We start from the raw sequence: 22,406 nt of genomic DNA, 5'->3' as shown, positions 1-22,406 counted from the left end.
AATTGATCCTACTTTACCAAGCCCACAATCCTTTAACCTTTACCAAGCCCACAATCCTTTAACGCACAATCCTCTATTTGGCATCCTCTTCCCGCTTCACCATGTCCCGCTTGATCGCGTGTTATCTTCGGGTCTCTTCTCGCACCCAGAAAACGGATAGCCAGAAAGCCGAAATTGAGCAATGGCTAATTCGCCACGGGCACGATCTAGCATCCGTGCAGTGGTTTGAAGATAAGGAATCTGGCAAAATGTTGAAGCAACCTGCATTTGAATAGTTGCTCGTTTCGCAATGAGTGATCACCAAAAACAAGATGAGCAGAAATTATCAATCAAGCACCGCCACTATTCCCTCGCAGCGGATTCTGTTCATCAATTGTGTCTAAAATAGGCACGATCACAGTCTGAACCTTCCACCCAGAAAAGGTTTCAGCCGATGTGGTACTTAATTGCCAGGAACGGTGTCATACGTGCGATTCGTTTAGCTGAAACAAGCGAAAGCTTGGGGATAGCTAGCAAGGAATAAAGGAGGTTAACAACTCAAACAACCTTGTAACTGAATAATCATGAGGGTGAAAGCCCCTCCCCACAAGTGCAGTGGTGACAGCATCACCCCTACGGTAGCGACTAGCCATCAATCCGTAAAGCGGGGTGAAAAGGCGGTATCTGAGAGCCTTACTTGGAAACCCGTCGAGCAGAGAACCGATGAGTAACACCCGTGAAGATGCATTGAACCATCGTCACCGTTAACCAGCCAAATCAGGCTGATAGGCTGGAGCCAAAAGGCAAAGGATAAGGGGTTGGCGTGTGTATGAGCGACCAATTGCACTCCCAATAAACCCGGTGGAGAGCATCACTCTAAGGGTTCTAATCAATGGTTATTCGGAACGAAGTAACTCACCATTTGCTCTTGCCCCCTGGGTCAGGCGGGCGAGTAGGTGCTAACCGCAAGCAAATGGTGAGAGGGATTGCCTAAGAAGCTAATGCCAGCGGGAAAGCCGCAGGATATGCAGACGTAGGCACGGTGATTTGGAATGAAGGGGAGTGATTAGCAATGAAAATGTCTAAAGCACGGGTAAACCCGATGATGGAATGGAACACGATCCCCTGGTGTCAGCTAGAGCGGCGCGTGTTTAAGTTGCAAAAGCGCATCTTCAAAGCCTCGCAGCGTGGCGATGTCAAGGCAGTTCATCGACTTCAAAAGACTCTGATGAGATCCTGGTCTGCCAGGTGTCTCGCGGTACGTCAGGTGATACCAATTTAAATGGTGTCAATGACAGATAGTGCATTGAGGATAAAGGGGTAGCCTGTAAGGGAAGCAATCACTTGAGGGGTTAGCTGGGCTAAGAGTTGATCAACCCTGGATTGCAGTTGGTCAAGCGTTTTGAACGCAGCCCACTTGAGATCCGCCTTGAGATGTTCCCATAAACGCTCGATAGGATTTAACTCTGGGCAGTAAGGCGGTTGAAACACCAAGATAATGTTCTCTGGCACAATAAGGTCTTTGCCTTTGTGGAACCGTCCGTTATCCACTTGCAGGATGTTGAGACTATCGGGGTAAGCCTTGGAGAACTCATCTAAGAACCATTGGTAGCATGCGGTATCGACATGGGAGAATTGCAAGAAAAAGGACTCTCCTGTGGTAGGTTCCACAGCACCGTATAGCCAGAATGCTTTGAATATCCATTGCCACGCCCCGATGGGTTTAACCCCAACTGCCGTAATTAATCGTCCGATGAGCGTGTGAAGTCCAAAGCGACTCTCATCTTGTGCGAAGTAACGAATCGGTCGCTCATCCTGGCGCACCTGCCGATAGTACTGACTCAATAAGTCGAGGTCGTCTGCGAGGTTTGCTTAAATGCCTCTCGCTGGACTCGGTTCTGCTTGATGTTTTGAGGACGGGCGACCTTGAGTTTCGCTTTGAGTCGATAGCGCGTCATCTGGTAGACCGCATGATACTCGGCTTCTACCCCTAAACTCTCTAACAGCCACTGCTGCACCTTCCCATAGCTGCTAAACCCATTGCTCGGTTCCTGCAATCGCTTGGCTAAGGCAACCTCCGCCCACATTGGAATCACCCGGTTGCCTCCTCCTGGAGTGGGTTTAACCACCAGCAATGCTTCTAATCCTTGCGCTCGGTACAGGGCTAACCATTTTTGCACCGTGCCCCGATGCCTGCCAATTGCAATCGCAATCTGACTGACACTCGGTGCGTGCGCTTGTTTGAGCCAGTACAACACTTGCAATCGCTCTTTGAGTATCGGCTGTTCAACCGCTCGCAAACGGGTGCCTAGCTCCTCGAGACTTTCTTTAATTGCGATTGCGCTTACTCCAGCCATTGTTAGACTCTCACCTCTACATCGCTCAGTTTATCTGATCTGTAATGGCTCCAATTTAATTTGGTATGACTCAGGATAACACTGGCAAGAAAACAGCCGGAATTGATGGAATCAAGCAATTGGTTCCATCCCAGCGGTTGAAACTGGTCAGTATGTTACACCTAACCCATCGAGCACAACCCGTTCGCCGGGTCTTTATTCCGAAGCCTGGAAGTTCGGAAAAGCGTGGGTTAGGTATTCCGACAATCCATGACCGCTGTGTGCAGACATTGGTAAAGCTAGGACTAGAACCCGAATGGGAGGCAAAGTTTGAGCCCAACAGCTATGGGTTTCGACCAAGCCGCTCATGCCATGATGCGATTGAAGCGATTTTCAGTGCCATTCGGCAAAAGCCCAAATTCGTTTTGGATGCAGATCTCGAAAAATGCTTCGACCGGATCGACCAGTCCGCCTTGCTGGCAAAACTCAAGACCTTTCCAACGCTACGACGACAAGTTCAAGCTTGGCTAAGTGCTGGGGTGATGGAGAGAGGAGCACTGTTTCCGACCAAAGAAGGTGTGCCACAAGGGGGGTGTTGCTCTCCGTTGATGGCAAATATCGCCTTACACGGAATGGAGGCAGTGGTGAGCCAAGTCTCTAAGACGGCACGGCTCATTCGCTACTGTGATGATTTTGTGGTGTTACACGAAGATATTACAGTGGTACAAGCCTGCCAGCAGGCATTACAACAGTGGTTAGGTGGCATGGGCTTAACCTTGAAGCCAAGCAAAACCCACATCACGCATACCCTCAAACCATTTGAGGGACGAGTGGGATTTGATTTTTTGGGTATGCAGATTCGGCAATTCCACGTTGGCAAATATCAATGCGGTAAATCTGGAACCCGAGGCAAGCATCCCCAAGCACTTGGGTTTAAGACTCTCATCAAACCCAGTCCCGCTAAGCTGAAACAGCAACTTGAAGCAATCGGGTGCATTATCAAGACCCATCGAGCAGCCCCTCAAGCGGCATTGATTCGTCATCTGAATCCACGTATTCGAGGGTGGGCAAACTATTATGCATCCGTGGTCAGCAAAGCCTGTTTTGAGAAGCTTGACCATCTCATCTTTCAGCAACTGCGGGCTTGGGCACGTCGTCGTCATCCCAATAAGTCTCTTTACTGGATCATTCACCGTTACTGGAGAATGGAGAGTGGAGAGAATTGGCGCTTTAGCGTCACACTCAACGGACAACCGATGCACCTTCTCAAACATCGTGATACGCCCATTGTGCGGCATATCAAGGTGCAGGGAAATCGAAGTCCCTATGATGGCGATTGGCTTTATTGGAGTACAAGATTGGGCAGCAATCCAGAGGTGCCAACCCGAGTGGCAAGGCTACTCAAGCGCCAGAAAGGACAATGCCCAGCCTGTGAACTGTTTTTCAAAGATGGGGACCAGTTGGATATTGACCACATTCTTGCACTCTCACAAGGGGGTAAGGACGAATACAAAAACCTCCAACTGCTCCATCGACACTGCCATGTGGTTAAGACAAAACGGGAAAGAGCAACCGTTCAATCCTAGTTGGTTCAGTAGGTATGCATGACAAGCACCAAATTGCTGAGGAGCCGTGTGAGGTTACAAGCTTCAAGCACGGTTCTGAAGACCAGCGGGGTGGGCGACTGCTCCGCTGAGTTTAACCCCTAATTATCCGCTGATCTAACGCCAGCTAACAAGCCCACTCCACCGGAACGCCTCATGCTCTACGCTGTGATGCAAAGTTCTTATGCGTCCGGTGATTGGGAACGTTAGCCTGACAACACTTCTGCGTTGAAATACTGTACAAGAAATAACCCTTGAGGGTACCGTCAATGCTGTGTTGAGTTTCTCATAATTGAGCTACGTCAACTTCCTCAATAAAACATTTCACAATCAACATCATGAACACAGAGCTAATTTCCTCAATTGACATAAAGACTGCTGCTCGAGAGCACGCCTCTGATTTCTGCTTGCCTCTCGATCCAACTGCATAAAAGCTTCCGAGTACTCACTCAAATCAGGGAAATATACGGAAAGTTTCGGGGTATCTGCCTAAATTAGGAAGATATACGGAAAGTTTCCGCATAATCAATAGTTAGGCAGAATAGGTGTTCTGGAATAACCATGTTGTTTTATACCCGGAAAAATGATGAATACATTAATAAAGCTTTTTTTTAATACGATGATCGTTTCTGGCTTGGTCATAACCGGCTCTATCAAACCTGGACTGCCACAAGCTAAGTCCTGCGCACTTGGGACATTTGATGGATTCAACTGCTATGTTGGGCCAGTGCCGAAAACTGGGTTCGTATACCAACAAAAGTCCTTTTATATGAAGTACGACCAATGCTCATCTGGAAAGAACGATGGCGTTAACTGCTTTTTGAATGTGGCACCTGCGGGAACGAAAGCGTTCGTGTATAAGAACCAGTTCTACACAACACCATTACGCAACAATCAGTGCGCACTTGGGACATTTGATGGACTCAACTGCTATGTTGGGCCAGTGCCGAAAACTGGGTTCGTATACCAACGAAAGTCCTTTTATATGAAGTACGACCAATGCTCATCTGGAAAGAATGATGGCGTTAACTGCTTTTTGAATGTGGCACCTGCGGGAACGATAGCATACATAGACATGGGCGGGTTCTACACAACACCATCTGAAAGCGGAGCTCCAACACTAAGATCCATTACTGTTTCAAGTGAAGGATCTGGCTCGTCCACAATTTTCACTGTTAGGGGAAATAGATTCACTCCAAATAGGCGAGTTGTTGTTCGAATAACTGATGATCGACTCCGCCAGATACAAATTTCAGAAACTGTAGAGAGATCTGGTAGTTTTGTATCTAGACGTTCTGCTGCATGTAATTCTGGTGCTCGATTAACATTTACAGCATTTGAAGATGCTAATCCTAATGGTACATTTGCCAATGTTGTTGTTACAAACTGTCCTTAAGTTGTGATGTAAGAAACTCATAAGGCATTACCGATTTGGAGAAACGCCTAAATTGCATATTACTTTGCCCGGTAACAAAAGAGCATCAGGTATTCATGTTTTGAGCTAATGCTTGCTTCGTTAAGCGGAGCATTGATTGATTAGCACCACAGAGGAATTTGAATACCTACCAATGGAGTTTCAAGATGGATAAATACCGAAAGGAGATTATTTATGGCAGAGATTGCGCGGAATAAGTTTGTAAGAGCTGGAGACTGGCGAACGTTGGAATCTGGCTGGAATGCCACTTACAGTTGCAGGTTTCAAAACCCAACCGGAGCGCAGGTAAAGATTCGCTATGGAGTCGGCTGGTTAGGCTGGGATAGCCAAAAGAAGACTTTGGACGGAACAAACAAACTCGTTAATGTCACTCGTGCGAGCGTAGCCAACTCTCGTGTCCAAGTAAAGGTTCTGAGAGACACCGAAGTAAGCTACACGTACATTACGACGGGAGAGTGAAGTTGCCGTAGTTGCGTGAAGGGAAACGGCGTAGTGAAATCGGAAACGTATCTAACAATTCAATGGACGTGAGGGCGAAACAGAGACTTTGTTATCAACGGTTTCTTTTACCCTGAACTTGCGTGTATTCGGTTTCGCCCCACGTCATCTCAAGCGTTAGCTGTCTTCCTTGATTCGAGGTTGTTGTTACCGCGAGGTTATTTGTTGGTAGCAGCGGTTGAGTTGGCGGAGGTTGGGTCAGTGAGAGCGATCGCATGAGTGGCAAAAGTTCCAGCAGTTTTGGGGTGAGTGTCAGAGGGTGAGTTTTAAGGGAGATCGGTGGTGCGGTTCAAGGTTCAGAGCGGTTTGCTGTAGCGGGGGCGATCGGTGATGGTGCCGAGTTTGAGGTTGGTTAGGTTGTTGCGCGTCAGCCAGCTAACAACCGTATTGCAGCGGAACAACTAGTCTTCTTCGTTGAGTTGCAAAGGTGATTTATATCCGCTGAATACGAACGTTAGCTGGCTCTGCTCAAAGTCGTTGCACTTGTCCCCTCAATAGATCCCCACATGGATAACGAGAATCGATTAACCGAGTTATTCTGTAACGATGGCGAAGAAGACGCGCCCTATTTCGCCGGTGAATCAATCGGGCAAAATCGTTACATCATTAAAGATATCTATTGGGATTTGTTCTTCCATAGCAATCCTTTAGACCTCGGCTTAAACGACATCATTGAAGCTCAGCCCAATGAGTACGGACATCTCTCGGTCACACAAATCATTGAAAAATCTGGTTATACAACGCTACGTCTGATGGCAAGGGCAGGTTGTCGCGGCGAAGATGCAATTAAATTTAGTGATTATTTAGAAAAAAATGGCTGTGCTTCAGTGGTTTCAATGGCTTCTTTCTGGTTAGTACACATCCCGCCAAATTTTGATTCTCAGACGATATTGAATTATATTCAAACTGAAGCAATTCCACTCCAGCATTATCATATCTGACTACGTTGAGTGCATAACAACGCCCCTGCACGCCGACCGCAGAGAGGTTATCTGTGAGCGTTTGAGGTTATCTATGGTGGGTGAACGGGGACGGTAGCTGGCTCCGCTCAAAGTCCTTGCACTTGTCCCGCGCGGCAATTGACAAGTCCGAAAACGCCCAGGAGTCTGGGGTTGCGATCGTCACTCAAAATTTTCTCAGTATCCAAAAGCACTCAGGAGACTGGGGGCGGTAGCAAGGGGCGATCGGTGAGTCCGCAAACGCTCAGGAGGCGATCGGTGAGACGGTAGCAAAGAGCGATCGGTCATTCTGAAAGCATCCAGGAGATTGTGGGTGAGACGTAGTTGGGGGGCGATCGGTGCGTGCTCCAGCTAACACGGCAGTGCAGCGGATTGACGGGAGATCGTTGGGGCATTCGAGGTGATCGGCAACCGCTGACTTGTGCCGTTGGTCGGCTTCGCGTTACTGGTGAGACTGTACAGCAAGGTTACCTGTCAGTCTTCAAGGTAACGAAAAAGCATTTGTAATTGAAAAAAACCTTTTGGGATCTCTGTGGCTCATCTTGGTGGACTACTTTGGACACAACAAAGCTGGCTTGCTCAAGCCAGTAGTTGGATTGATCGTGAGTTACATCAACAAGGTATCAAACGCATTGGTTCAATTAAGCAGCTTCGCGTTCGTCATTGGTCAACAATACTTCAAGTTCCCACAAGCATAGGCAGTATCTACTTCAAAGCAGTTGTATCAGATCTTGCCTATGAAGCAGCACTCACCCAAGTTCTATCGCATCGGTATCCTCACTGTATGCCACAAGTTTTAGCCATCGCTAGGGAACAGGGTTGGCTGCTTATGCCTGATGGAGGGATGATGCTTCGGGAAACTCTGAAAATTGAGGATGATATTCAACACTGGGAGAATCTCTTGCCAATCTATGCAAAAGTGCAGCAGGATTCTGCCAACTATCTAAATGAATTTTTGGAACTGGGTGTCCCCGATCGCCGTTTAGTGGTTTTACCTGCTAGGCTTCAACAACTTCTGACGGATACCGAAACGCTAGGTCTTAATCATCCCGGTGGACTCAGTTTACTCGAATATCAGTGTTTGCAGAATAAGGCTGATTTATTGGTCAAGTTATGTGAACAACTAGCGACTTTTAGCATACCAGAAACACTTCATCATGGAGACTTACATGATGGAAACGTCTTTGTTGACGATGAACGATACATGTTCTTTGACTGGGGCGACAGTAGTATCGCTCATCCTTTCTTCAGCTTACACAGTACCTATGGCAGTTTAGAGAGGAGATTTGATTTGGGAAAAAATTCGCTCTGGTTCAAGCAACTCAGAAAGTGCTACTTAGAGGAGTGGACTGAATATGAGACAGAAGAAAGACTAGAAGAAGCGTTTGAGCTAGCCCAACAATTGTCACCTATTCTTGCAATTTTGAGGTGGCTGCCAGTTTTATCAAGTATGGATGCACCAAATCGAAACAGATATATTGAAGCAGTTCCAGATCTGCTGAGAGAGTTTCTAAGCATGATACAAACTGATGAGGATAAACTTTGATGATTTCAACAGCAGCCCAACACTTCGCTGCACCGGAACGTATCAAGGTTATTGGTGAGAGGCAAAGGTTGCCTGCGTCCGGTGAGCTTTGCCGTTATGTGGATTTCGGGTGTTGCAGATGGTCGTTATTACAGTACGGCACAGCTTTGACTGCTGGCAATTGATGTGCCACAATAGCGTTTTCTAAGGCTTATATCCAAAGCAGATAGCTTGGGCAGACTAGAACATCCCCAGCGATGGAGTAGCATCGTTCGCGATCTTGCCCCCGGCAAGTCGTCAAGAATCCTATCAGCCGATGCCTATTCGGCAACGTGCCTTTTGCTTACGCCGGACGGTGACAGAACCGTGTTGAAGCTCACGGTGGGCGACCAACGTCGGCTTGATGATCTTGCCGCTGCTTGGGACGCGCTGACTCTTCTTTCTGAGTCCAACGATTCACCAGCGCCTCAACCGCTCCGTCGGCACGTAATTGACGGTACAGGCCTCGCCATAGAATTGAGCTACGTCTGCGGCGACCATCCAGACTTCGAGAGTGAGGAAGACTTTTTCGCATTCGGAGCAACGATCGCACGGTTGCACAAGATTACGCGGGGTAAGATTCTCAAATCGGGTCGAGCGTGGGATGTGGAACGCATTTCCATTCACTACACAGATCCGGCTTTGCTCAGGCTCTTTTCCAAACGTGAGAAAGCAGTCGTGCTCCGTAGCCTTGAGTCAGTCGCGCCGGTCTATAACCGATACCTCGAAGATGGAGTCTGGACCGGCATCATTCATTCCGATGCACACCGCGACAATGTCCTCGTACACGAAGGTGTTGGGAGCCTCATCGATTTCGCCGAGTGCGGGCAAGGCGTGCTGTTCTGGGATCTCGGCGTAGCTGTGGCAGAGACCGCTCTGGATGAGCCTGATGTCGCGGAACGGCGTTGCGGAGATCTTATCCGTGGATACTTCTCTATCCTTCCAGAGACCGAGCCTATGATCTCTGCCAATCTCGATGTATTTACAGCAATGCGGTGCCTGGAAATCATGACGTGGCCGGTAAGCGACTGGACACCAGAGCGCGCGCAGGAGGATGAAGATGAAGCTCGTGAAAACATCTCTGTCTGCGTTGAATACTTGTCCAATCTGCCAAATCTGGGAACCACATAACACTGCGTGGCAGCGGACGGGCGAAAACAGTCGATGTGGATTTTGAAGTTGCATGCCGCCGCTGCACTTCACCGTTGTATTGTTGCGCCCCACCGGATAGAAGCGGTCGGACAAACTGGTTACAATGACATTTATGAGCGAGCAATGGTGGTCAACACTTAACAAATTTTCTTTTGGTGATACGCCGCAGTTGGCAGATAAATTGGCACAGCTGGTTGTCAGTGGGGTAAAAACGGGTTCAGCATGGCATCAAAACGAAGGCCAGCAAACACAGGTAGGGCAACAGCATGTAGTGTTGGATGGGAATGGCTCTCCTGTGGCGGTAATCGAGACGACAGAACTCCGGCTACTCCGCTACGATGAGGTCGACGAAGCGTTCGCTTATGATAGCGGCGAGGACGATAGAACGCTCGCATCGTGGAGAGCGGGTTACCGCAACTATTACGAGCGACAAGGCAACTTCGCGCCAAACATGCTGCTGTATTGCGAACGATTCAAGCTCATTGACATCATCAAATCTATCTAACGGAATTTTGGATTAGCAATTTCGGCTTATCAGGCTGGAGGTTTAGCCGGTAAAACGCTAATGACAACAACACAACAAGGCGCTGCACCCGACCGCTTCCGTTGCGCTCGTGCCTCGCTTCACTTCAGCGGCGGGTGAGCTTGGTCGTTAGCTGGCTTCGTTTTGTTGGGTGGGGCAGTTTCAAAATTATCAGTAGTCATTCAGGAAATGCTGAAGTCAGTTATCTTCGATTTAGATGGCACATTGCTCGATCGCGATGCTTCAATTGAGCAATTTGTTTCAGTGCAATACGATCGGCTGACTGAGCATTTAAGTCACATTTCTAAAATTGATTACATTACACGATTTATCGAGCTAGATTGTCACGGTCATGTTTGGAAAGACAAGGTTTATCAAGCTCTGGTGACAGAGTTTTCTATTGAGGCAATAAGTTGGCAGTTACTGCTTGAAGATTATGAAATGCGATTTCAGTTCCACTGTGTACCATTTCAGTTCCTCATCGAGATGCTGAATGAATTGAAACAGCAAGGCTATTTGCTCGGCATCATCACAAATGGTCGAGGGCAGTTTCAAGCTCGTGCAATTAATGGATTAGGGATTCGAGACTACTTTGATGCCATTCTCATTTCTGAAGTTGAACAAGTCAGGAAACCACAAGTGGAGATTTTTCAACGTGCGCTGGATCGATTGGGCGTAGCAGCCTTCGACAGTGTATTTGTTGGCGATCACCCTGAAGCTGATATCGCCGGAGCAAAAGGTGCAATGATGAAGACGATTTGGAAGCGTAATTCATCGTGGATCGAGGCGAAAGAAGCGGATGCGATCATCAATGAACTGAATGAGATTCCTTCAATCCTAAAACAGTTCAATAGCTGTTGACGGTCAGCTAACAATCCGCCTGCACCCGACAGTTTGGAGTCTTTTCGTTAAATTCGAGAGGGTACTAGCGGCGGGTGAGGCGGAACGTTAGCTGGCTTCTCACAAAGCTCTTGCACTTGTTCTTCGAGGTATTGGTGACCCCTGAAAACGCTTAGGAGGCGATCAACTGGTTAAGAGGTGAAGTAGTTAGAAGGATTGGCAGTGAGATGTAGCTAACCTAACGGTGCTGCACTGAATTGATGGACACCACTTGTGCTGAAAGTTGTCTGCAATCAGAGAACTATGCTGTTAAGCCCCCACGTTAAAGTGTAGATATCATGTTCACTAAAGAGTTAGAAAATCCTTATATGGCTTCTGAAGATACTGATCTTAAACAGCACTCTGCCGCTAACTTTGTCTACCGATTTCTTGGCGGATCTGCACTTGGTCTTTTCATGGTAATTATCCCTTTCTTGTTGTCGTCTGTAGAATTGAACTTGCTTACCATCGGGGCTGCATCATTGTTGGTTGTATCATGTGGGTTACTATCGAGCTTGTTGGGCACAAGATTCATCAACGCTCTAATCCGGTCGCTAGAGTCCTCTGGTCTTTATTAGGTTTAAGGATTAGGAGGAGCAAGAGGGGGAAAATATTGAGTTTGAGCTATTCCAAAGGAGTTGGGGCAATCAGTGGTGCTAGCCAGCTAACAAGTTGATGAAGCGGACTATTGGGCATCCTTGGTAGGGTGGCAAAGACTTTGACAGCCGCTTATCTTGCTCGTTAGGCTGAAATTCGTTCTAGATACAGCTAGGATTCATAGAGTAGGTCTTGAGGGATCGCAAAATGCAAAGTCAGGCTATAAATTTAATCCAAACCCTCTTCCAAAGCCGCTTAGCGACTCTTGAACATCTCTTGAAGTCAGCTCAATCTCATTTTTGTGATGATGAGTCGTTCCTTCAAAAGCGCATTGCGGCTGATATGCTTCCGTTCGGCACACAGATTGCTTTCACCTGCAATCAACCACGCAACTTTGCGCTCTGGTGTGATGGTAAACCTGCGAATAATCTAAATCCAGATGTCACATCTCTCGCACAGGCAAACGGGCACATAGCAAACACTAGGGATCTTCTTCGGGGTGTTAACGCTGAAGATGTAAAGCTAGCTGAGGTGACGCGCATTGAATTGGGGCAGGGCCTCTACCTCGAGTTGTCTGGTAATGCCTATTTAAATGAATTTCTAATTCCAAACTTCTACTTCCATATGGTCACGGCTTACGATATTCTTCGCATGGCTGGTGTACCAATTGGAAAACGAGATTACATGATGCACTTGGTGCCATCAATAAAAAGGAATGAAGCCTAACAACCCGACTGAGCGGCTGCAAGTAACCTTTGCAATGCACCAAGATCTCCCAGCAGTCCGCTTCAGTCGGAACGTTATGCCTCTGTTGAGTGATGCGATGATAACGAAAGAGCAAGTTATGCCCCTCTTCTTGGAAGCCTGCCCTTCCTTCAATGAAAAGCTGAAGGAGCAGCGTGCTTTCTATGAAGATGATGATTTGCTCTACCCCGAATTAGGAAAGTTCGCGCACCACCTTGTCGAGATGCATAAAGCCAAGCAGACGGAGGTTTTTCCGGCGGTGTTTGAGGTTATTGAGAGGCTTCATCTTGAGGGCGATGCTTATGTTAGAGAGGCAGCTACAATCGGGATGCTTGAAGGAATACAGAATGTCGCAGGAAATTCCGGCGTTAACCCTGAAGAGTTCTCTCTATACTTGAAGCCTGAATCGGCAAAATGGTGGCGGCAGTTGAATGATTTCTGGGAGGGTTAAAATAACCATTCGTTGGCAGTTCCCCGCACGAGGCATAACAACGGCATACACCCGATGCCCAATTAGCAGGTCTCTCATCCGGTACGGCAGCAGGGCGCGGGTGATGGACAACGTTAATTGTCAATCAAAGGACCCCAATTGAGACAAGCAAAAGGGCGATCGCAACTGGGCGTTTCAGCCCTCAAATCCTGTAAAACAACTTGTCAATCAATCTATGTATCAAAACCGAACCGATGAGTGCAAGTTTTCAGCAACTTCAATTTGGTCACGCGATGGAAGCGGGTGTACCATCAGGGTAAAGCGAATCAAGTCTGGTATCTGCTCACCGACCTCGATACTCTTGATGACGCTTTAGGGGGTTTACTCGAAGCGCTTTTCCATCGAACCCATGTTTCGAGATTTTAAGTCCGGGGGCTACAACTTGGAAGAGACCCAACTTATAGCGATTTTCAAGTGAATAGACCGCAGTGATTAAACCAACCGAGCGCGTCATTTTCGGTGACGTAGTGGACCGCCTCCGTCATAGCTTGGTCAAGGGCTTGGTCAGTACAAGCTGCTTTGGAACGTAGAAATTGCTTGAGTTTCGACCAACCCAGCTCAATGGGAGATAAGTCTGGTGAGTAAGGAGGTAAGAAGACCACCTGTGCTCCAACTGCTTCAATGGCAGTGCGGACCGAGTGGGCATGATGCACTTTCAGGTTATCCATGACCACAATTGCTCCTGTCCATAGTTGGGGAATTAACACATCGTGGATGTAACTCAAAAATGCTGGCGTATCCACACTCCCCTTCAATGTCATTGACGCAATCAACCCATCTATACTCAGTGCCCCAATCACAGAAACGTTCGTTCCCTGATTGCGAGGCACTGCATCGACTGCTCGTTGTCCTCGCAAAGCTCGTGCAAACAAGCGCACCATGCCCAGATGAATGCCGGCTTCGTCGATGAACACCAAGTTTCGCACATCCACCTGCTTTAGAGTGCGACGGTACTCATCTCGCTGCTCCCGCACTCTAGGAGAATCTTGCTCACTTGCGTACAGTGTTTTTTTTACGGGGCAGCTTCAAGCGTTGCAATGCTCGACACATCGTAGGCTGACTCACTTTAATTCCTTGATGCGCTTCTAATTGCTTACACAATTCGTCTAGATGGATGTCAGGTTTGCGCTCAACCCACCCTTGCACTAGCTTCAATAGTTCTCCATCTATCGTGGGAGCAAGGGTTGCTCCCCTCGGCTTGGCTTCTTTTTGTCCACTGCTGCGGTACCGACGCAGCACCCGTTTGACAAAACTTTCACTCACTTTGAATCGTTCGGCCAGTTGAGCTTGAGTTCCTTCTTTAGCCGTCCAAGCATCAATGACACGAGTCCGTAAGTCAGTAGAGTAAGCGACGGGCATTTTACAGACCGGGTAGTTTTTCAACTCACATTATACCAAAAAGGGCTGATTACCTGAAAATCGCTGTAAAATTGGATAGCGGTTTGCCGTTGCCAGCCCGAAGCCGTCCATACTTGAGATTAGTCTGATTTTTGACAGCCATGCTGGAGCCAAGAATCGTGGCGATCAGTACTCACACTCTGGCGTTTTGCCGACAGGGAGCAGCAGGGGATTTTGAACGAATCACTCCTTCATCACCAGGCGGTTTGATTAGATGTGCCATGCATAAACCTCCTGCTAGACGCTTAAGGTCATCTTAGAATGGCTCTACTGCTGATCGTAAATCGAGTTTCAACCCATGTTAAAAATCTTGGCGATCTCCGGCAGCTTACGTGAGCGTTCTTCAAACACAGCCATTTTGCGGGCAGCAGCTACTTTAGCACCGCCTGATATTAGCATCTCAGTTTATGAAACACTAGGTGAACTGCCCCACTTTAATCCCGACCTTGACAACGAGACTGTGCCTGCATCGGTCAAAGAGTGGCGCTCTCTCCTCAAAGAATCCGATGGTGTCATCGTTTGCACACCCGAATATGCGTACGGCATACCCGGAGTTTTGAAAAATGCGCTCGATTGGATTGTGTCTTCGGGAGAATTCATCAATAAACCCACGGCTATTATTAGTGCTTCCCCATCGCCTGATGGTGGCGCTCATGCTCATGCCGCACTCATTCAGACGCTTGCGGTCATGATGGCGACGATTGTGGAGGGGGCAACCCTGCTGATCCCCGCTGTTTCTGCCAAGCTGAATGATCAGGGCGAATTTACAGACCGCGCGACGGCACAAGCACTTGGGGCACTACTCAATAGGCTGATTAAAGCAAGCAATGGAGTAGGCGCTTTGATTGCCTTAGATACAGCTTCACCATCACATGGTTAGCCATGCTCCAACAGAAAAATTTACGCATCAACTCGCGATCGCTTATTGATGAAGCAAAGTGATTAGGTTAAGTGCCACTTCAATAGTTCTTCAATTGCTCATCCACAAAACACCACAGCCATTGCTCTCTTAACTCTGCTGAACTGATCACTGCATGTCCGCTTTCTTCATGGTGACGGCGAGAATGCTGATGTTCAGACGAGTCGCAGCACAACATCTTACCGCAGGTCTGGCAAATGCGAAGATGCACCCAACGAGCATTGATTCGCATACATTCCTCACACTGAAATACGGGGTAGTTGGCTTTTGGAATTAGATTTTCTAGTGTCAGTTCATTGAGATGTTGACAGGACATAAATTTTGGGGCGTTGCATAATAGGGCTATGAATTGAGGCTAAGTCTGATGCAATGTCATGAATGCGGCTCTAATCTTATCTGTAAGAACGGCATGATGCGAGCATATAAAATTATATCTGTGTTGCTTGTCAGTGCTACTCAAAATCCGTGAGAATGCTGGGACACTCGATTCGGCTATTACTTCGCCATTGCAACTTTCAGGATGTTTCAATGCCCTAATGATTCATTGCGTTATTCAGCAACGTCCGAAAAGGGACAACCTGAAGGAGTTTTACGGTCTCTTTGCGGCAGGCAGCGGTTGCCCTTGAACACATCCGCGATGGGGTGTTTTATGAGCAGGCTTAGACGATCGCGCTGTTATGCAATCGGCGCTCCAGCGGCAAAAATACCTTTTAGCCTTTCTTGCACCCAATCCGTAAAGCGATGCTTGTGCTCAGTCATGCCCAACAAACCGAGGTCTTGCAACTGTTGTCGAATGCCTTGATAGAGTTCTTTTTCTTTCGTCATTTCTTGAGTGAATGTTTCTGCTAAGGCGGGGTGCAGGCGCAGCAAGCGTTCAAAGCTATGCTTGTGAATCACAAACAAGCTAGTGTCTTCCAAGACATGAGCAGTGGCGGTGTAAGGCAGATTCAGCATGATCGCCACCTCGCCAAAGACATCTCCAGGGTGATAAACCTTGACCGATTGATTGAGTCGAGTCACTACGGTCTCTACAGAACCGGACAGCACCAAATAAAAGTGGCTGCCCAAGTCGTTCTCGGTAAACACCACGTCTGATGCGGCAAAAAACTTGCGATAGCCCGTTTCAATTAGCTCCCGCAGATGAAGGTCAGAGCAAAGGTTGAAGTGAGGAAATTGTCGCAAAGCATCTCGAATGGAAATGGACTGCCGCGATCGCCTGGGGAGATCTGAGTGAGGCGGCAAACTGGGCTGGCTGGTTGCATTGGGAGCAGCGGTTGACGCTTCAGGCTCTTGAGGTTGAGGGGGATTCAGTTTAAGGATGTCGGCGTTCCGTAGCCATAAATCTCGTTGAGGGAACGGCATTTTGAGTCCCACCTGGCGCAGGTTATGTTCAAGAATGAAATTGAGGGAACTTCGCACCGAAATACCCTCGTCAATTTGAGCCACCCATACCCACAGTTCAAACTCCAGAGCACTGTCGCCAAAGCCTTTGAAAATAACCTTTGGCGGTGGGTCGTGCAGCACAGCCGCTTCCATATAAGCCGAATCCAACAAGGTTTCGGTGACTAAGATGGGGTCACTGTCGTAAGCCACGTTAATGGATAAGTGCAGTTTACCTGTGAGACTTTTGTAGCTCCAATTCAACACGCGATTACTCGTCAAGTTGCTATTGGGAACCACTACATCGCCGCCATCAAAGGTGCGGATGACGGTGGAGCGCAGCGAAATTTCTTTGATGTAGCCAGATAAGCTGTCGAACTCAACATAGTCGCCGACCTGGAGTTTGCCTTCGATTAGCAAGGTCAACCCGCTGATCAGGTTTTTGGTGATTTCTTGCAGCCCAAATCCAACGCCAATGCCCAAACCACCCAAGGTCACCACTAAGGGTGCGAGATTGAGTCCATTCACTTGCAGAACTAGGATGAAGCCCAGCGTACCAGCACCGTAGCTTAGAAGCGTGGCGATCGCTTCTCGGTGTCCCTGGCTCATACCCAGTCGCAGCAGCAAGCGGTCGTTGAGCAGTCGCTTGAAAAGCATTGAAAATCCCACCACCGTCAGGAATGCTAATGTCAGCTTGAGAAGCCAAAGCAATGAGATGGCTTCATCTCCAACTTTAAAGAGGGTTGTTTGAAGGAATTGACTACTACGGGCAAAAAACTGGGGGAGTGAGGAATTCATTGCGCTTACATGACTAAGTTGAATGCATCGGCTGAGACGCAGTATAACCATTCTGATGCAGCGGACTGACGGAGTTGCTTTGGGGATTGCAAAGTCTTTTGCAGCCGCTGACCAGAACCGGTTATGCGGCTCGTGTTGTTGTTTGTGAGGGCGATTGCCAATCTTGTCGATGTAAAGTAAGCGACTATTGAACCCAAAAGCCTCGTGCTATTGTGAGCGAGAGCCTTGAAAGCCTTAGATTAGGAGAGTTTTCATGAATCGTTTGCAAGGAAAACGTACCCTCATCACGGGTGGCACGACAGGTATAGGACTTGAGACAGCCAAGCAATTTCTGGCAGAGGGTGCGCGTGTAGTCATCACTGGACGTAGCCCAGATACATTAGCTCAGGCACAGCAAGAACTGGGCAAAGAGGTAATCGTCATCAAGAGCGAGGCGGGTGAAGTCAGCGAACAAAAGCGCTTGGCGGAGCAAATCGCTGAAGTTTTTGATCAGGTTGATGCCGTATTTCTTAACGCTGGAATTGGTGTTTTTCAACCACTTGCCGCTTGGGATGAAGCATCGTTCGACAATCAAATTGCAGTCAATCTCAAAGGACCCTATTTTCTGATACAAAGTCTGTTGCCCATTTTGGCGAATCCCGCTTCGGTCATCCTGAATACTTCAATTAATGCTCATATTGGGATGCCAAACTCTAGCGTTTATGGTGCAAGTAAGGCTGCGATGATCTCGCTAGCAAGAACTCTGTCAGGTGAACTGGTTGAGCGAGGTATTCGAGTCAATGCCATTAGTCCAGGTCCTGTATCTACCCCCATCTATGGAAAGATGGGGGTTCCAGCCGAGAATGTCGAGCAGATGGCAGAAGCAATTCGTAATCAGATTCCGTTAAAACGATTTGGTGAGCCGATTGAAATAGCCAAAGCAGCAGTGTTCCTTGCCTCAGATGAATCATCTTTCATGCTGGGTAGCGAGATGATCATTGATGGTGGCATGAGCACTCTATAGTTACAAGGTTAGTAATTGAGATAAACAAAGGTTACTGGAAGAGCAATTTGTGTTGCCGTAGCATAACACCGCCCATGCACACCGACCGTCGAGAGTTGATCGTTTATTGCAGAGGTTATTTGCGGCGGGTGATGGGCAACGTTTGGGGGGTGGGGAGTGTACCTTCAAAGATTACTTGTTAGTGTTTTGTATCAAGTCAGCCTATTTATGTCAGCCAAGAGAGATGGGTGGGGCGATCGCACTAAGCAGCATTTAGTCTACGAACGCATCAAAATCACCAAATAAACAAGGAAAATATGAGCACCATCACGACCAAAGACGGCACGGAAATTTACTACAAGGATTGGGGTACAGGACAACCCATCGTCTTTAGCCACGGTTGGCCCCTGAGCGCAGATGCTTGGGAATCACAAATGTTTTTTCTTGCCTCGCACGGCTACCGCTGCATCGCACACGATCGTCGCGGTCATGGTCGATCGAGTCAACCGTGGAACGGCAATGAGATGGACACCTACGCCGACGATCTGGCGGAGCTTTTCGAGGCGCTGGATATTAAGGATGCAGTGATGATCGGGCACTCTACTGGCGGCGGCGAAGTGGCACGCTTCATCGGACGTCATGGGACATCGCGTGTCGCCAAAGCAGTGCTGATGGGCGCAGTGCCACCCATTATGCTCAAGACAGAAGCGAATCCGGGTGGGCTGCCCATTGAAGTCTTTGATGGCTTTCGCGCAGCGTTTTTGGCTGACCGCTCGCAGTTCTTCCTAGATGTAGCCAGCGGACCGTTCTTTGGTTTCAATCGACCCGGTGCCAAAGTCTCCCAAGGGCTGATCTATTCGTGGTGGATGCAGGGCATGATGGCTGGACATAAGAACGCGTATGACTGCATCAAGGCGTTTTCGGAAACAGATTTCACCGAGGATTTGAAGAAGTTTGACGTACCAACACTGATTATCCATGGCGATGACGATCAGATCGTGCCGATTGGTGCTTCTGCTCTCCTGTCTGCCAAGCTTGTCAAGGATGCGACTTTGAAAATCTATCCCGGCGGGTCGCATAGCCTCGGCGACACGAGTAAGGATCAACTTAACGCGGATCTGCTGGAATTCGTCAAGTCCTGACGCGGATACGCGGATGGGAGACATCACTGTTAACGATCCGAACGGGTGCACTCTTGTAGATTCGCATCTGTTTCAGACAAATAAGCTTACCAACTATAGGAATCACAGACATGGCAAAACTGGATGGAAAGATCGCAGTCGTCACAGGCGCGTCCAAAGGGATTGGTGCTTCGATCTCCAAACATCTGGCCGCCGAAGGTGCAGCCGTGGTTGTCAACTACGCATCTAGCAAAGCAGGTGCTGATCGCGTGGTTGACGAGATTGTTAGTACAGGTGGAAAGGCGATCGCAGTGCAGGCAAATGTTGCTAAAGAGGCAGAGATTCAACAGCTTTTTGCTGAAACGAAACAAGCCTTTGGCAAGCTCGATATCCTGCGTTAATAATGCAGGCATCTACGAATTTTCTCCGCTTGAAAGCATCACTGAAGAACATTTCCATAAGCAATTTGATCTGAATGTGCTAGGCTTGCTTCTAACTTCACAGCAGGCCGTAAAGCACTTTGGCGAAGAGGGCGGTAGCATTGTCAACGTTAGTTCCATTGTTAGCACGCTGACACCCGCGAACGCCTCGGTCGATAGCGCGACCAAAGCAGCGGTTGATGCCATCACAAAGTCGCTTGCCAAAGAGTTGGGTTCTCGCCACATCCGCGTCAATGCCATCAATCCTGGCATGGTGGAAACGGAGGGTACACACACCGCAGGGATTCTCGAGCGAAGGTCGCAAATAGACTGAAGCGCTAATCCCACTGGGTTGAATCGGACAGCCGCAGGACATTGCCCCTGCCGTTGTCTTCTTCGCGTCTTCTGATTCAGCCTGGATCACGGGTGAAACGCTGTACATCACGGGTGGTCTTCGTTAGCTTGAACGGCATTGGTTGTTTATCGATAGTGGCATAGCACAAATCTAAATGGATGCGATGGTTTATCTCCTTGCTTTGGTTATAGGCATTATTGCGGGTCTGCGCGCCATGACTGCGCCCGCTGCAATGAGTTGGGCAGCCTATCTGGGTTACCTCAATCTCGGCGGGAGCTGGCTCGCTTTTATGGGCTACCGCTTCACGCCATGGATTCTCTCCGTACTGGCTTTGGGCGAATTTGTGACAGATCAACTGCCTTCCACGCCAAGCCGCAAAGTACCTGTTCAGTTTGGGGCTCGCCTTGTCAGCGGTGCACTCTCGGGAGCCATGGTAGGGGTCAATGGTGGCACGCTCTTAGGCGGGTTAGTGGCAGGCATTATCGGTGCGGTGATTGGCACGTTAGGTGGTGCAGCGATGCGTTCTCGGCTCGCCACTGCCTTTGGTCGTGACCTACCGGCGGCGCTGATCGAAGATGTCATCGCCATCATCGGCGCAATATCAGTGGTGGGAATGTTGCGATGAGTCAGTCCTTTGATGCCCTGATTATTGGTGCCGGTCAGGCAGGCCCACCGCTAGCTGGGCGGCTGACTGCGGCGGGAATGAGGGTAGCGCTAATTGAGAGACATCTGTTTGGCGGCACCTGTGTCAACACGGGCTGCACACCCACTAAAACGCTGGTCGCTAGTGCCTATGCCGCTCATCTTGCTCGCCGCGCTGCCGACTATGGTGTGATCATCGCGGGGGAGATCGATGTTGATATGAAGCAAGTGAAGGCGCGTGCTGACGCCGTTGCGGCAAACTCTCGGAATGGTCTCGAGGCTTGGCTTCGCAGTATGGAACGTTTGGCGGTGTTCCAGGGGCAGGCTTGCTTCGAGGACGCGAACACGCTGCGGGTTGGCGACGAACTCCTCACCGCGCCGCAAATTTTCATCAATGTTGGGGGACGGGCACGAGTGCCTGAGATGACCGGTCTGCAAGAGGTTGATTATTTGACCAATACCTCTATGCTGGCGCTGGACAGTCTCCCACGCCATTTAGTGGTGGTGGGAGGTAGCTACATCGGGCTGGAGTTTGCCCAGATTTACCGCCGCTTTGGGTCAGCAGTCACAGTAGTTGAAAAAGGTCCGCGCCTCGTTGCTCACGAAGACGAGGATGTGTCTACCGCAATCCGAGATATTCTCGAAGCTGAAGGTGTGCAGATTCACACGCGGTCTGAGTGCATTGCCTTTGCGCCCCATCCTGAGGGAGTGGCTGTGCGTGTTGACTGTGCCGAGGGGGAACCCGAACTGATTGGCAGCCATGTTTTGCTTGCAGTTGGACGCCAGCCTAACACCGACGATCTGGGTCTCGATCTCGCTGGGGTCACAACTGATACCTATGGCTATATCACGGTCGATGATCAGCTCCGCACAAATGTACCTGGTATTTGGGCCTTGGGCGACTGCAATGGTCGGGGTGCATTCACTCATACGGCTTACAACGATTTTGAGATCGTCGCTGCTAATCTACTTGACGGTGCTGCAAAACGGGTGAGCGATCTCATCCTCGGTTATGCCCTCTATATCGATCCGCCACTGGGACGCGTTGGCATGACAGAGGGGCAGGCGCGAGCTTCCGGTCGCCCGCTGCTCATGGGCACAAGACCGATGACGCGAGTTGGTCGCGCGATTGAGAAGGGTGAGACCCAGGGCTTTATAAAAATTGTGGTCGATGCCGAGACCCAGCGCATTCTCGGTGCGGCAATCCTGGGTACAGGTGGCGATGAGGCAATTCACGGACTGCTTGATATGATGAATGCTGACCAGCCCTACATCACCCTGCAAGGGGCTGTACCCATTCATCCAACGGTATCTGAGCTTATTCCCACAGTTTTGGGCGAAATGCAGCCACTTCCATTGCTTGTAACGTAACTACATCTGCAATGCTAGTGTCAAAAACCTTGGTTTAGCGCTTGCCACCACAAAAGAGTGGTTTAATCGGGATGTTATTGCATCGCTCATAGTTTAGACGAGCGCTAAAGTATGTCTAAGTCTAAAACAGACTGACAAACCAAGTGCAGCGGCCTCTTGAACGCTGCTGGTACTAAGGTTCAGGTTACTAGCCACCGCTGGCTGGGGTCGTTATACGGAATTGAGTAGGGGAGTATCATTTAGCAAGATGAAAAAGGTACT

General features: G+C 48.9%; 26 protein-coding genes. 20 read left to right on the top strand and 6 right to left on the bottom strand.

What is annotated here, in order from left to right:
* Positions 1 to 77: 77 nt before the first annotated feature.
* Together JOY44_RS23370 and JOY44_RS23365 are read left to right on the top strand one after the other, a co-directional pair.
* Positions 78 to 275 carry a recombinase family protein gene (locus tag JOY44_RS23370; protein WP_171575780.1) on the top strand — a complete coding sequence of 66 codons (198 nt, stop codon included), beginning with the start codon at positions 78 to 80 and terminating at the stop codon, positions 273 to 275.
* 776 nt (positions 276 to 1,051) lie between these two features.
* Positions 1,052 to 1,261: a reverse transcriptase N-terminal domain-containing protein gene (locus JOY44_RS23365; RefSeq protein ID WP_197985709.1), complete on the top strand. Its 210-nt coding sequence runs from the start codon at positions 1,052 to 1,054 to the stop codon at positions 1,259 to 1,261.
* Here JOY44_RS23365 and JOY44_RS23360 read toward each other — a convergent pair.
* Both JOY44_RS23360 and JOY44_RS23355 read right to left on the bottom strand, forming a co-directional pair.
* Positions 1,258 to 1,824: an IS630 family transposase gene (locus JOY44_RS23360; RefSeq protein WP_171572406.1), complete on the bottom strand. Its 567-nt coding sequence runs from the start codon at positions 1,822 to 1,824 to the stop codon at positions 1,258 to 1,260. The genes JOY44_RS23365 and JOY44_RS23360 overlap by 4 nt on opposite strands.
* On the bottom strand, positions 1,821 to 2,336 hold the full coding sequence (locus JOY44_RS23355) for a helix-turn-helix domain-containing protein (protein ID WP_171572405.1): 516 nt from the start codon (positions 2,334 to 2,336) through the stop codon (positions 1,821 to 1,823). The genes JOY44_RS23360 and JOY44_RS23355 overlap by 4 nt, the downstream gene beginning before the upstream one ends.
* 65 nt (positions 2,337 to 2,401) lie before the next feature.
* Between JOY44_RS23355 and ltrA the strand changes: the two genes are divergently transcribed.
* The 10 genes from ltrA to JOY44_RS23305 all read left to right on the top strand — a co-directional run bounded on the left by ltrA (position 2,402) and on the right by JOY44_RS23305 (position 12,721).
* Positions 2,402 to 3,901: a group II intron reverse transcriptase/maturase gene (ltrA, locus tag JOY44_RS23350; RefSeq protein ID WP_171575779.1), complete on the top strand. Its 1,500-nt coding sequence runs from the start codon at positions 2,402 to 2,404 to the stop codon at positions 3,899 to 3,901.
* Positions 3,902 to 5,528: 1,627 nt separating this feature from the next.
* Entirely contained in the window at positions 5,529 to 5,813 is a 285-nt protein-coding gene (locus tag JOY44_RS23345; RefSeq protein WP_171575777.1) for a hypothetical protein, read from the top strand.
* A 545-nt stretch (positions 5,814 to 6,358) separates the two neighbouring features.
* Positions 6,359 to 6,793, top strand: a complete 435-nt coding sequence (locus JOY44_RS23340) for a DUF4265 domain-containing protein (RefSeq protein WP_171575776.1) — start codon at positions 6,359 to 6,361, stop codon at positions 6,791 to 6,793.
* A 550-nt stretch (positions 6,794 to 7,343) separates the two neighbouring features.
* Positions 7,344 to 8,357: a phosphotransferase gene (locus JOY44_RS23335; protein WP_171575775.1), complete on the top strand. Its 1,014-nt coding sequence runs from the start codon at positions 7,344 to 7,346 to the stop codon at positions 8,355 to 8,357.
* A gap of 210 nt (positions 8,358 to 8,567) precedes the next feature.
* The gene (locus JOY44_RS23330) at positions 8,568 to 9,506 is read left to right on the top strand and encodes a phosphotransferase enzyme family protein (RefSeq protein WP_281063322.1); all 939 of its coding nucleotides are present in this window, start codon (positions 8,568 to 8,570) and stop codon (positions 9,504 to 9,506) included.
* Positions 9,507 to 9,512: 6 nt separating this feature from the next.
* Complete coding sequence (locus tag JOY44_RS23325; RefSeq protein WP_203032099.1) at positions 9,513 to 9,668, top strand: hypothetical protein; 156 nt, start codon at positions 9,513 to 9,515, stop codon at positions 9,666 to 9,668.
* On the top strand, positions 9,640 to 10,032 hold the full coding sequence (locus JOY44_RS23320; protein WP_197985708.1) for an ASCH domain-containing protein: 393 nt from the start codon (positions 9,640 to 9,642) through the stop codon (positions 10,030 to 10,032). Before JOY44_RS23325 ends, JOY44_RS23320 begins: the two co-directional genes overlap by 29 nt.
* Positions 10,033 to 10,239: 207 nt before the next feature.
* Entirely contained in the window at positions 10,240 to 10,911 is a 672-nt protein-coding gene (locus JOY44_RS23315; RefSeq protein ID WP_171575772.1) for an HAD family hydrolase, read from the top strand.
* An 822-nt stretch (positions 10,912 to 11,733) separates the two neighbouring features.
* A complete protein-coding gene (locus JOY44_RS23310) occupies positions 11,734 to 12,252 on the top strand; it encodes a DUF1993 domain-containing protein (RefSeq protein WP_171575771.1) in 519 nt (172 codons plus the stop codon).
* Positions 12,242 to 12,721 (top strand): hypothetical protein, encoded by a 480-nt coding sequence (locus tag JOY44_RS23305; protein WP_197985707.1) that lies wholly within the window; start codon positions 12,242 to 12,244, stop codon positions 12,719 to 12,721. The genes JOY44_RS23310 and JOY44_RS23305 overlap by 11 nt, the downstream gene beginning before the upstream one ends.
* Positions 12,722 to 13,170: 449 nt before the next feature.
* Here the strand turns inward: JOY44_RS23305 and JOY44_RS23300 are convergent, their stop codons facing one another.
* Both JOY44_RS23300 and JOY44_RS23295 read right to left on the bottom strand, forming a co-directional pair.
* Positions 13,171 to 13,734, bottom strand: coding sequence for an IS630 family transposase (locus JOY44_RS23300; RefSeq protein ID WP_171575770.1), 564 nt, complete (start codon positions 13,732 to 13,734; stop codon positions 13,171 to 13,173).
* A 16-nt stretch (positions 13,735 to 13,750) separates the two neighbouring features.
* Positions 13,751 to 14,119 (bottom strand): helix-turn-helix domain-containing protein, encoded by a 369-nt coding sequence (locus tag JOY44_RS23295; protein WP_171575769.1) that lies wholly within the window; start codon positions 14,117 to 14,119, stop codon positions 13,751 to 13,753.
* A gap of 337 nt (positions 14,120 to 14,456) precedes the next feature.
* On the opposite strand from JOY44_RS23295, the gene JOY44_RS23290 reads away from it, so the two are divergent.
* Positions 14,457 to 15,038 (top strand): NADPH-dependent FMN reductase, encoded by a 582-nt coding sequence (locus tag JOY44_RS23290; protein WP_171575768.1) that lies wholly within the window; start codon positions 14,457 to 14,459, stop codon positions 15,036 to 15,038.
* Positions 15,039 to 15,117: 79 nt separating this feature from the next.
* Here the strand turns inward: JOY44_RS23290 and JOY44_RS23285 are convergent, their stop codons facing one another.
* Positions 15,118 to 15,393 carry a UBP-type zinc finger domain-containing protein gene (locus JOY44_RS23285; protein ID WP_171575767.1) on the bottom strand — a complete coding sequence of 92 codons (276 nt, stop codon included), beginning with the start codon at positions 15,391 to 15,393 and terminating at the stop codon, positions 15,118 to 15,120.
* Positions 15,394 to 15,752: 359 nt separating this feature from the next.
* Positions 15,753 to 17,255 (bottom strand): mechanosensitive ion channel domain-containing protein, encoded by a 1,503-nt coding sequence (locus JOY44_RS23280; RefSeq protein WP_171575766.1) that lies wholly within the window; start codon positions 17,253 to 17,255, stop codon positions 15,753 to 15,755.
* A gap of 253 nt (positions 17,256 to 17,508) precedes the next feature.
* On the opposite strand from JOY44_RS23280, the gene JOY44_RS23275 reads away from it, so the two are divergent.
* The 7 genes from JOY44_RS23275 (at position 17,509) to JOY44_RS23250 (ending at position 22,145) form a co-directional block, all read left to right on the top strand.
* On the top strand, positions 17,509 to 18,258 hold the full coding sequence (locus JOY44_RS23275; protein ID WP_171575765.1) for an SDR family oxidoreductase: 750 nt from the start codon (positions 17,509 to 17,511) through the stop codon (positions 18,256 to 18,258).
* Positions 18,259 to 18,554: 296 nt separating this feature from the next.
* Positions 18,555 to 19,379, top strand: a complete 825-nt coding sequence (locus JOY44_RS23270) for an alpha/beta fold hydrolase (RefSeq protein WP_171575764.1) — start codon at positions 18,555 to 18,557, stop codon at positions 19,377 to 19,379.
* Between the two features lie 110 nt (positions 19,380 to 19,489).
* Positions 19,490 to 19,759 (top strand): SDR family NAD(P)-dependent oxidoreductase, encoded by a 270-nt coding sequence (locus tag JOY44_RS32225; RefSeq protein WP_245404942.1) that lies wholly within the window; start codon positions 19,490 to 19,492, stop codon positions 19,757 to 19,759.
* Entirely contained in the window at positions 19,734 to 20,111 is a 378-nt protein-coding gene (locus JOY44_RS32220) for an SDR family NAD(P)-dependent oxidoreductase (RefSeq protein ID WP_245404941.1), read from the top strand. The genes JOY44_RS32225 and JOY44_RS32220 overlap by 26 nt, the downstream gene beginning before the upstream one ends.
* 22 nt (positions 20,112 to 20,133) lie before the next feature.
* Positions 20,134 to 20,238 (top strand): SDR family oxidoreductase, encoded by a 105-nt coding sequence (locus tag JOY44_RS33005; protein ID WP_203032164.1) that lies wholly within the window; start codon positions 20,134 to 20,136, stop codon positions 20,236 to 20,238.
* Between the two features lie 237 nt (positions 20,239 to 20,475).
* Positions 20,476 to 20,757: a hypothetical protein gene (locus JOY44_RS23255; protein WP_203032098.1), complete on the top strand. Its 282-nt coding sequence runs from the start codon at positions 20,476 to 20,478 to the stop codon at positions 20,755 to 20,757.
* Entirely contained in the window at positions 20,754 to 22,145 is a 1,392-nt protein-coding gene (locus tag JOY44_RS23250) for an FAD-containing oxidoreductase (RefSeq protein WP_171575763.1), read from the top strand. The genes JOY44_RS23255 and JOY44_RS23250 overlap by 4 nt, the downstream gene beginning before the upstream one ends.
* The last annotated feature ends 261 nt before the right edge of the window (positions 22,146 to 22,406 follow it).

Origin of the sequence: Leptolyngbya sp. Cla-17 (genome assembly GCF_016807185.1) — a bacterium.
Lineage (GTDB): Bacteria > Cyanobacteriota > Cyanobacteriia > Leptolyngbyales > Leptolyngbyaceae > ULC077BIN1.
Note: the sequence above shows the minus strand (reverse complement) of the source record. Positions and strands in the feature narration are given on the sequence as shown.

Excerpts from the sequence above, each read along its gene's own strand:
- JOY44_RS23365 (WP_197985709.1), top strand. The coding sequence starts at position 1,052 with ATGAAAATGTCTAAAGCACGGGTAAACCCGATGATGGAATGGAACACG.
- JOY44_RS23355 (WP_171572405.1), bottom strand. The coding sequence starts at position 2,336 with ATGGCTGGAGTAAGCGCAATCGCAATTAAAGAAAGTCTCGAGGAGCTA.
- ltrA (WP_171575779.1), top strand. The coding sequence starts at position 2,402 with ATGACTCAGGATAACACTGGCAAGAAAACAGCCGGAATTGATGGAATC.
- JOY44_RS23345 (WP_171575777.1), top strand. The coding sequence starts at position 5,529 with ATGGCAGAGATTGCGCGGAATAAGTTTGTAAGAGCTGGAGACTGGCGA.
- JOY44_RS23340 (WP_171575776.1), top strand. The coding sequence starts at position 6,359 with ATGGATAACGAGAATCGATTAACCGAGTTATTCTGTAACGATGGCGAA.
- JOY44_RS23320 (WP_197985708.1), top strand. The coding sequence starts at position 9,640 with ATGAGCGAGCAATGGTGGTCAACACTTAACAAATTTTCTTTTGGTGAT.
- JOY44_RS23315 (WP_171575772.1), top strand. The coding sequence starts at position 10,240 with ATGCTGAAGTCAGTTATCTTCGATTTAGATGGCACATTGCTCGATCGC.
- JOY44_RS23310 (WP_171575771.1), top strand. The coding sequence starts at position 11,734 with ATGCAAAGTCAGGCTATAAATTTAATCCAAACCCTCTTCCAAAGCCGC.
- JOY44_RS23305 (WP_197985707.1), top strand. The coding sequence starts at position 12,242 with ATGAAGCCTAACAACCCGACTGAGCGGCTGCAAGTAACCTTTGCAATG.
- JOY44_RS23295 (WP_171575769.1), bottom strand. The coding sequence starts at position 14,119 with ATGCCCGTCGCTTACTCTACTGACTTACGGACTCGTGTCATTGATGCT.
- JOY44_RS23290 (WP_171575768.1), top strand. The coding sequence starts at position 14,457 with ATGTTAAAAATCTTGGCGATCTCCGGCAGCTTACGTGAGCGTTCTTCA.
- JOY44_RS23285 (WP_171575767.1), bottom strand. The coding sequence starts at position 15,393 with ATGTCCTGTCAACATCTCAATGAACTGACACTAGAAAATCTAATTCCA.
- JOY44_RS23280 (WP_171575766.1), bottom strand. The coding sequence starts at position 17,255 with ATGAATTCCTCACTCCCCCAGTTTTTTGCCCGTAGTAGTCAATTCCTT.
- JOY44_RS23275 (WP_171575765.1), top strand. The coding sequence starts at position 17,509 with ATGAATCGTTTGCAAGGAAAACGTACCCTCATCACGGGTGGCACGACA.
- JOY44_RS23270 (WP_171575764.1), top strand. The coding sequence starts at position 18,555 with ATGAGCACCATCACGACCAAAGACGGCACGGAAATTTACTACAAGGAT.
- JOY44_RS32225 (WP_245404942.1), top strand. The coding sequence starts at position 19,490 with ATGGCAAAACTGGATGGAAAGATCGCAGTCGTCACAGGCGCGTCCAAA.
- JOY44_RS23250 (WP_171575763.1), top strand. The coding sequence starts at position 20,754 with ATGAGTCAGTCCTTTGATGCCCTGATTATTGGTGCCGGTCAGGCAGGC.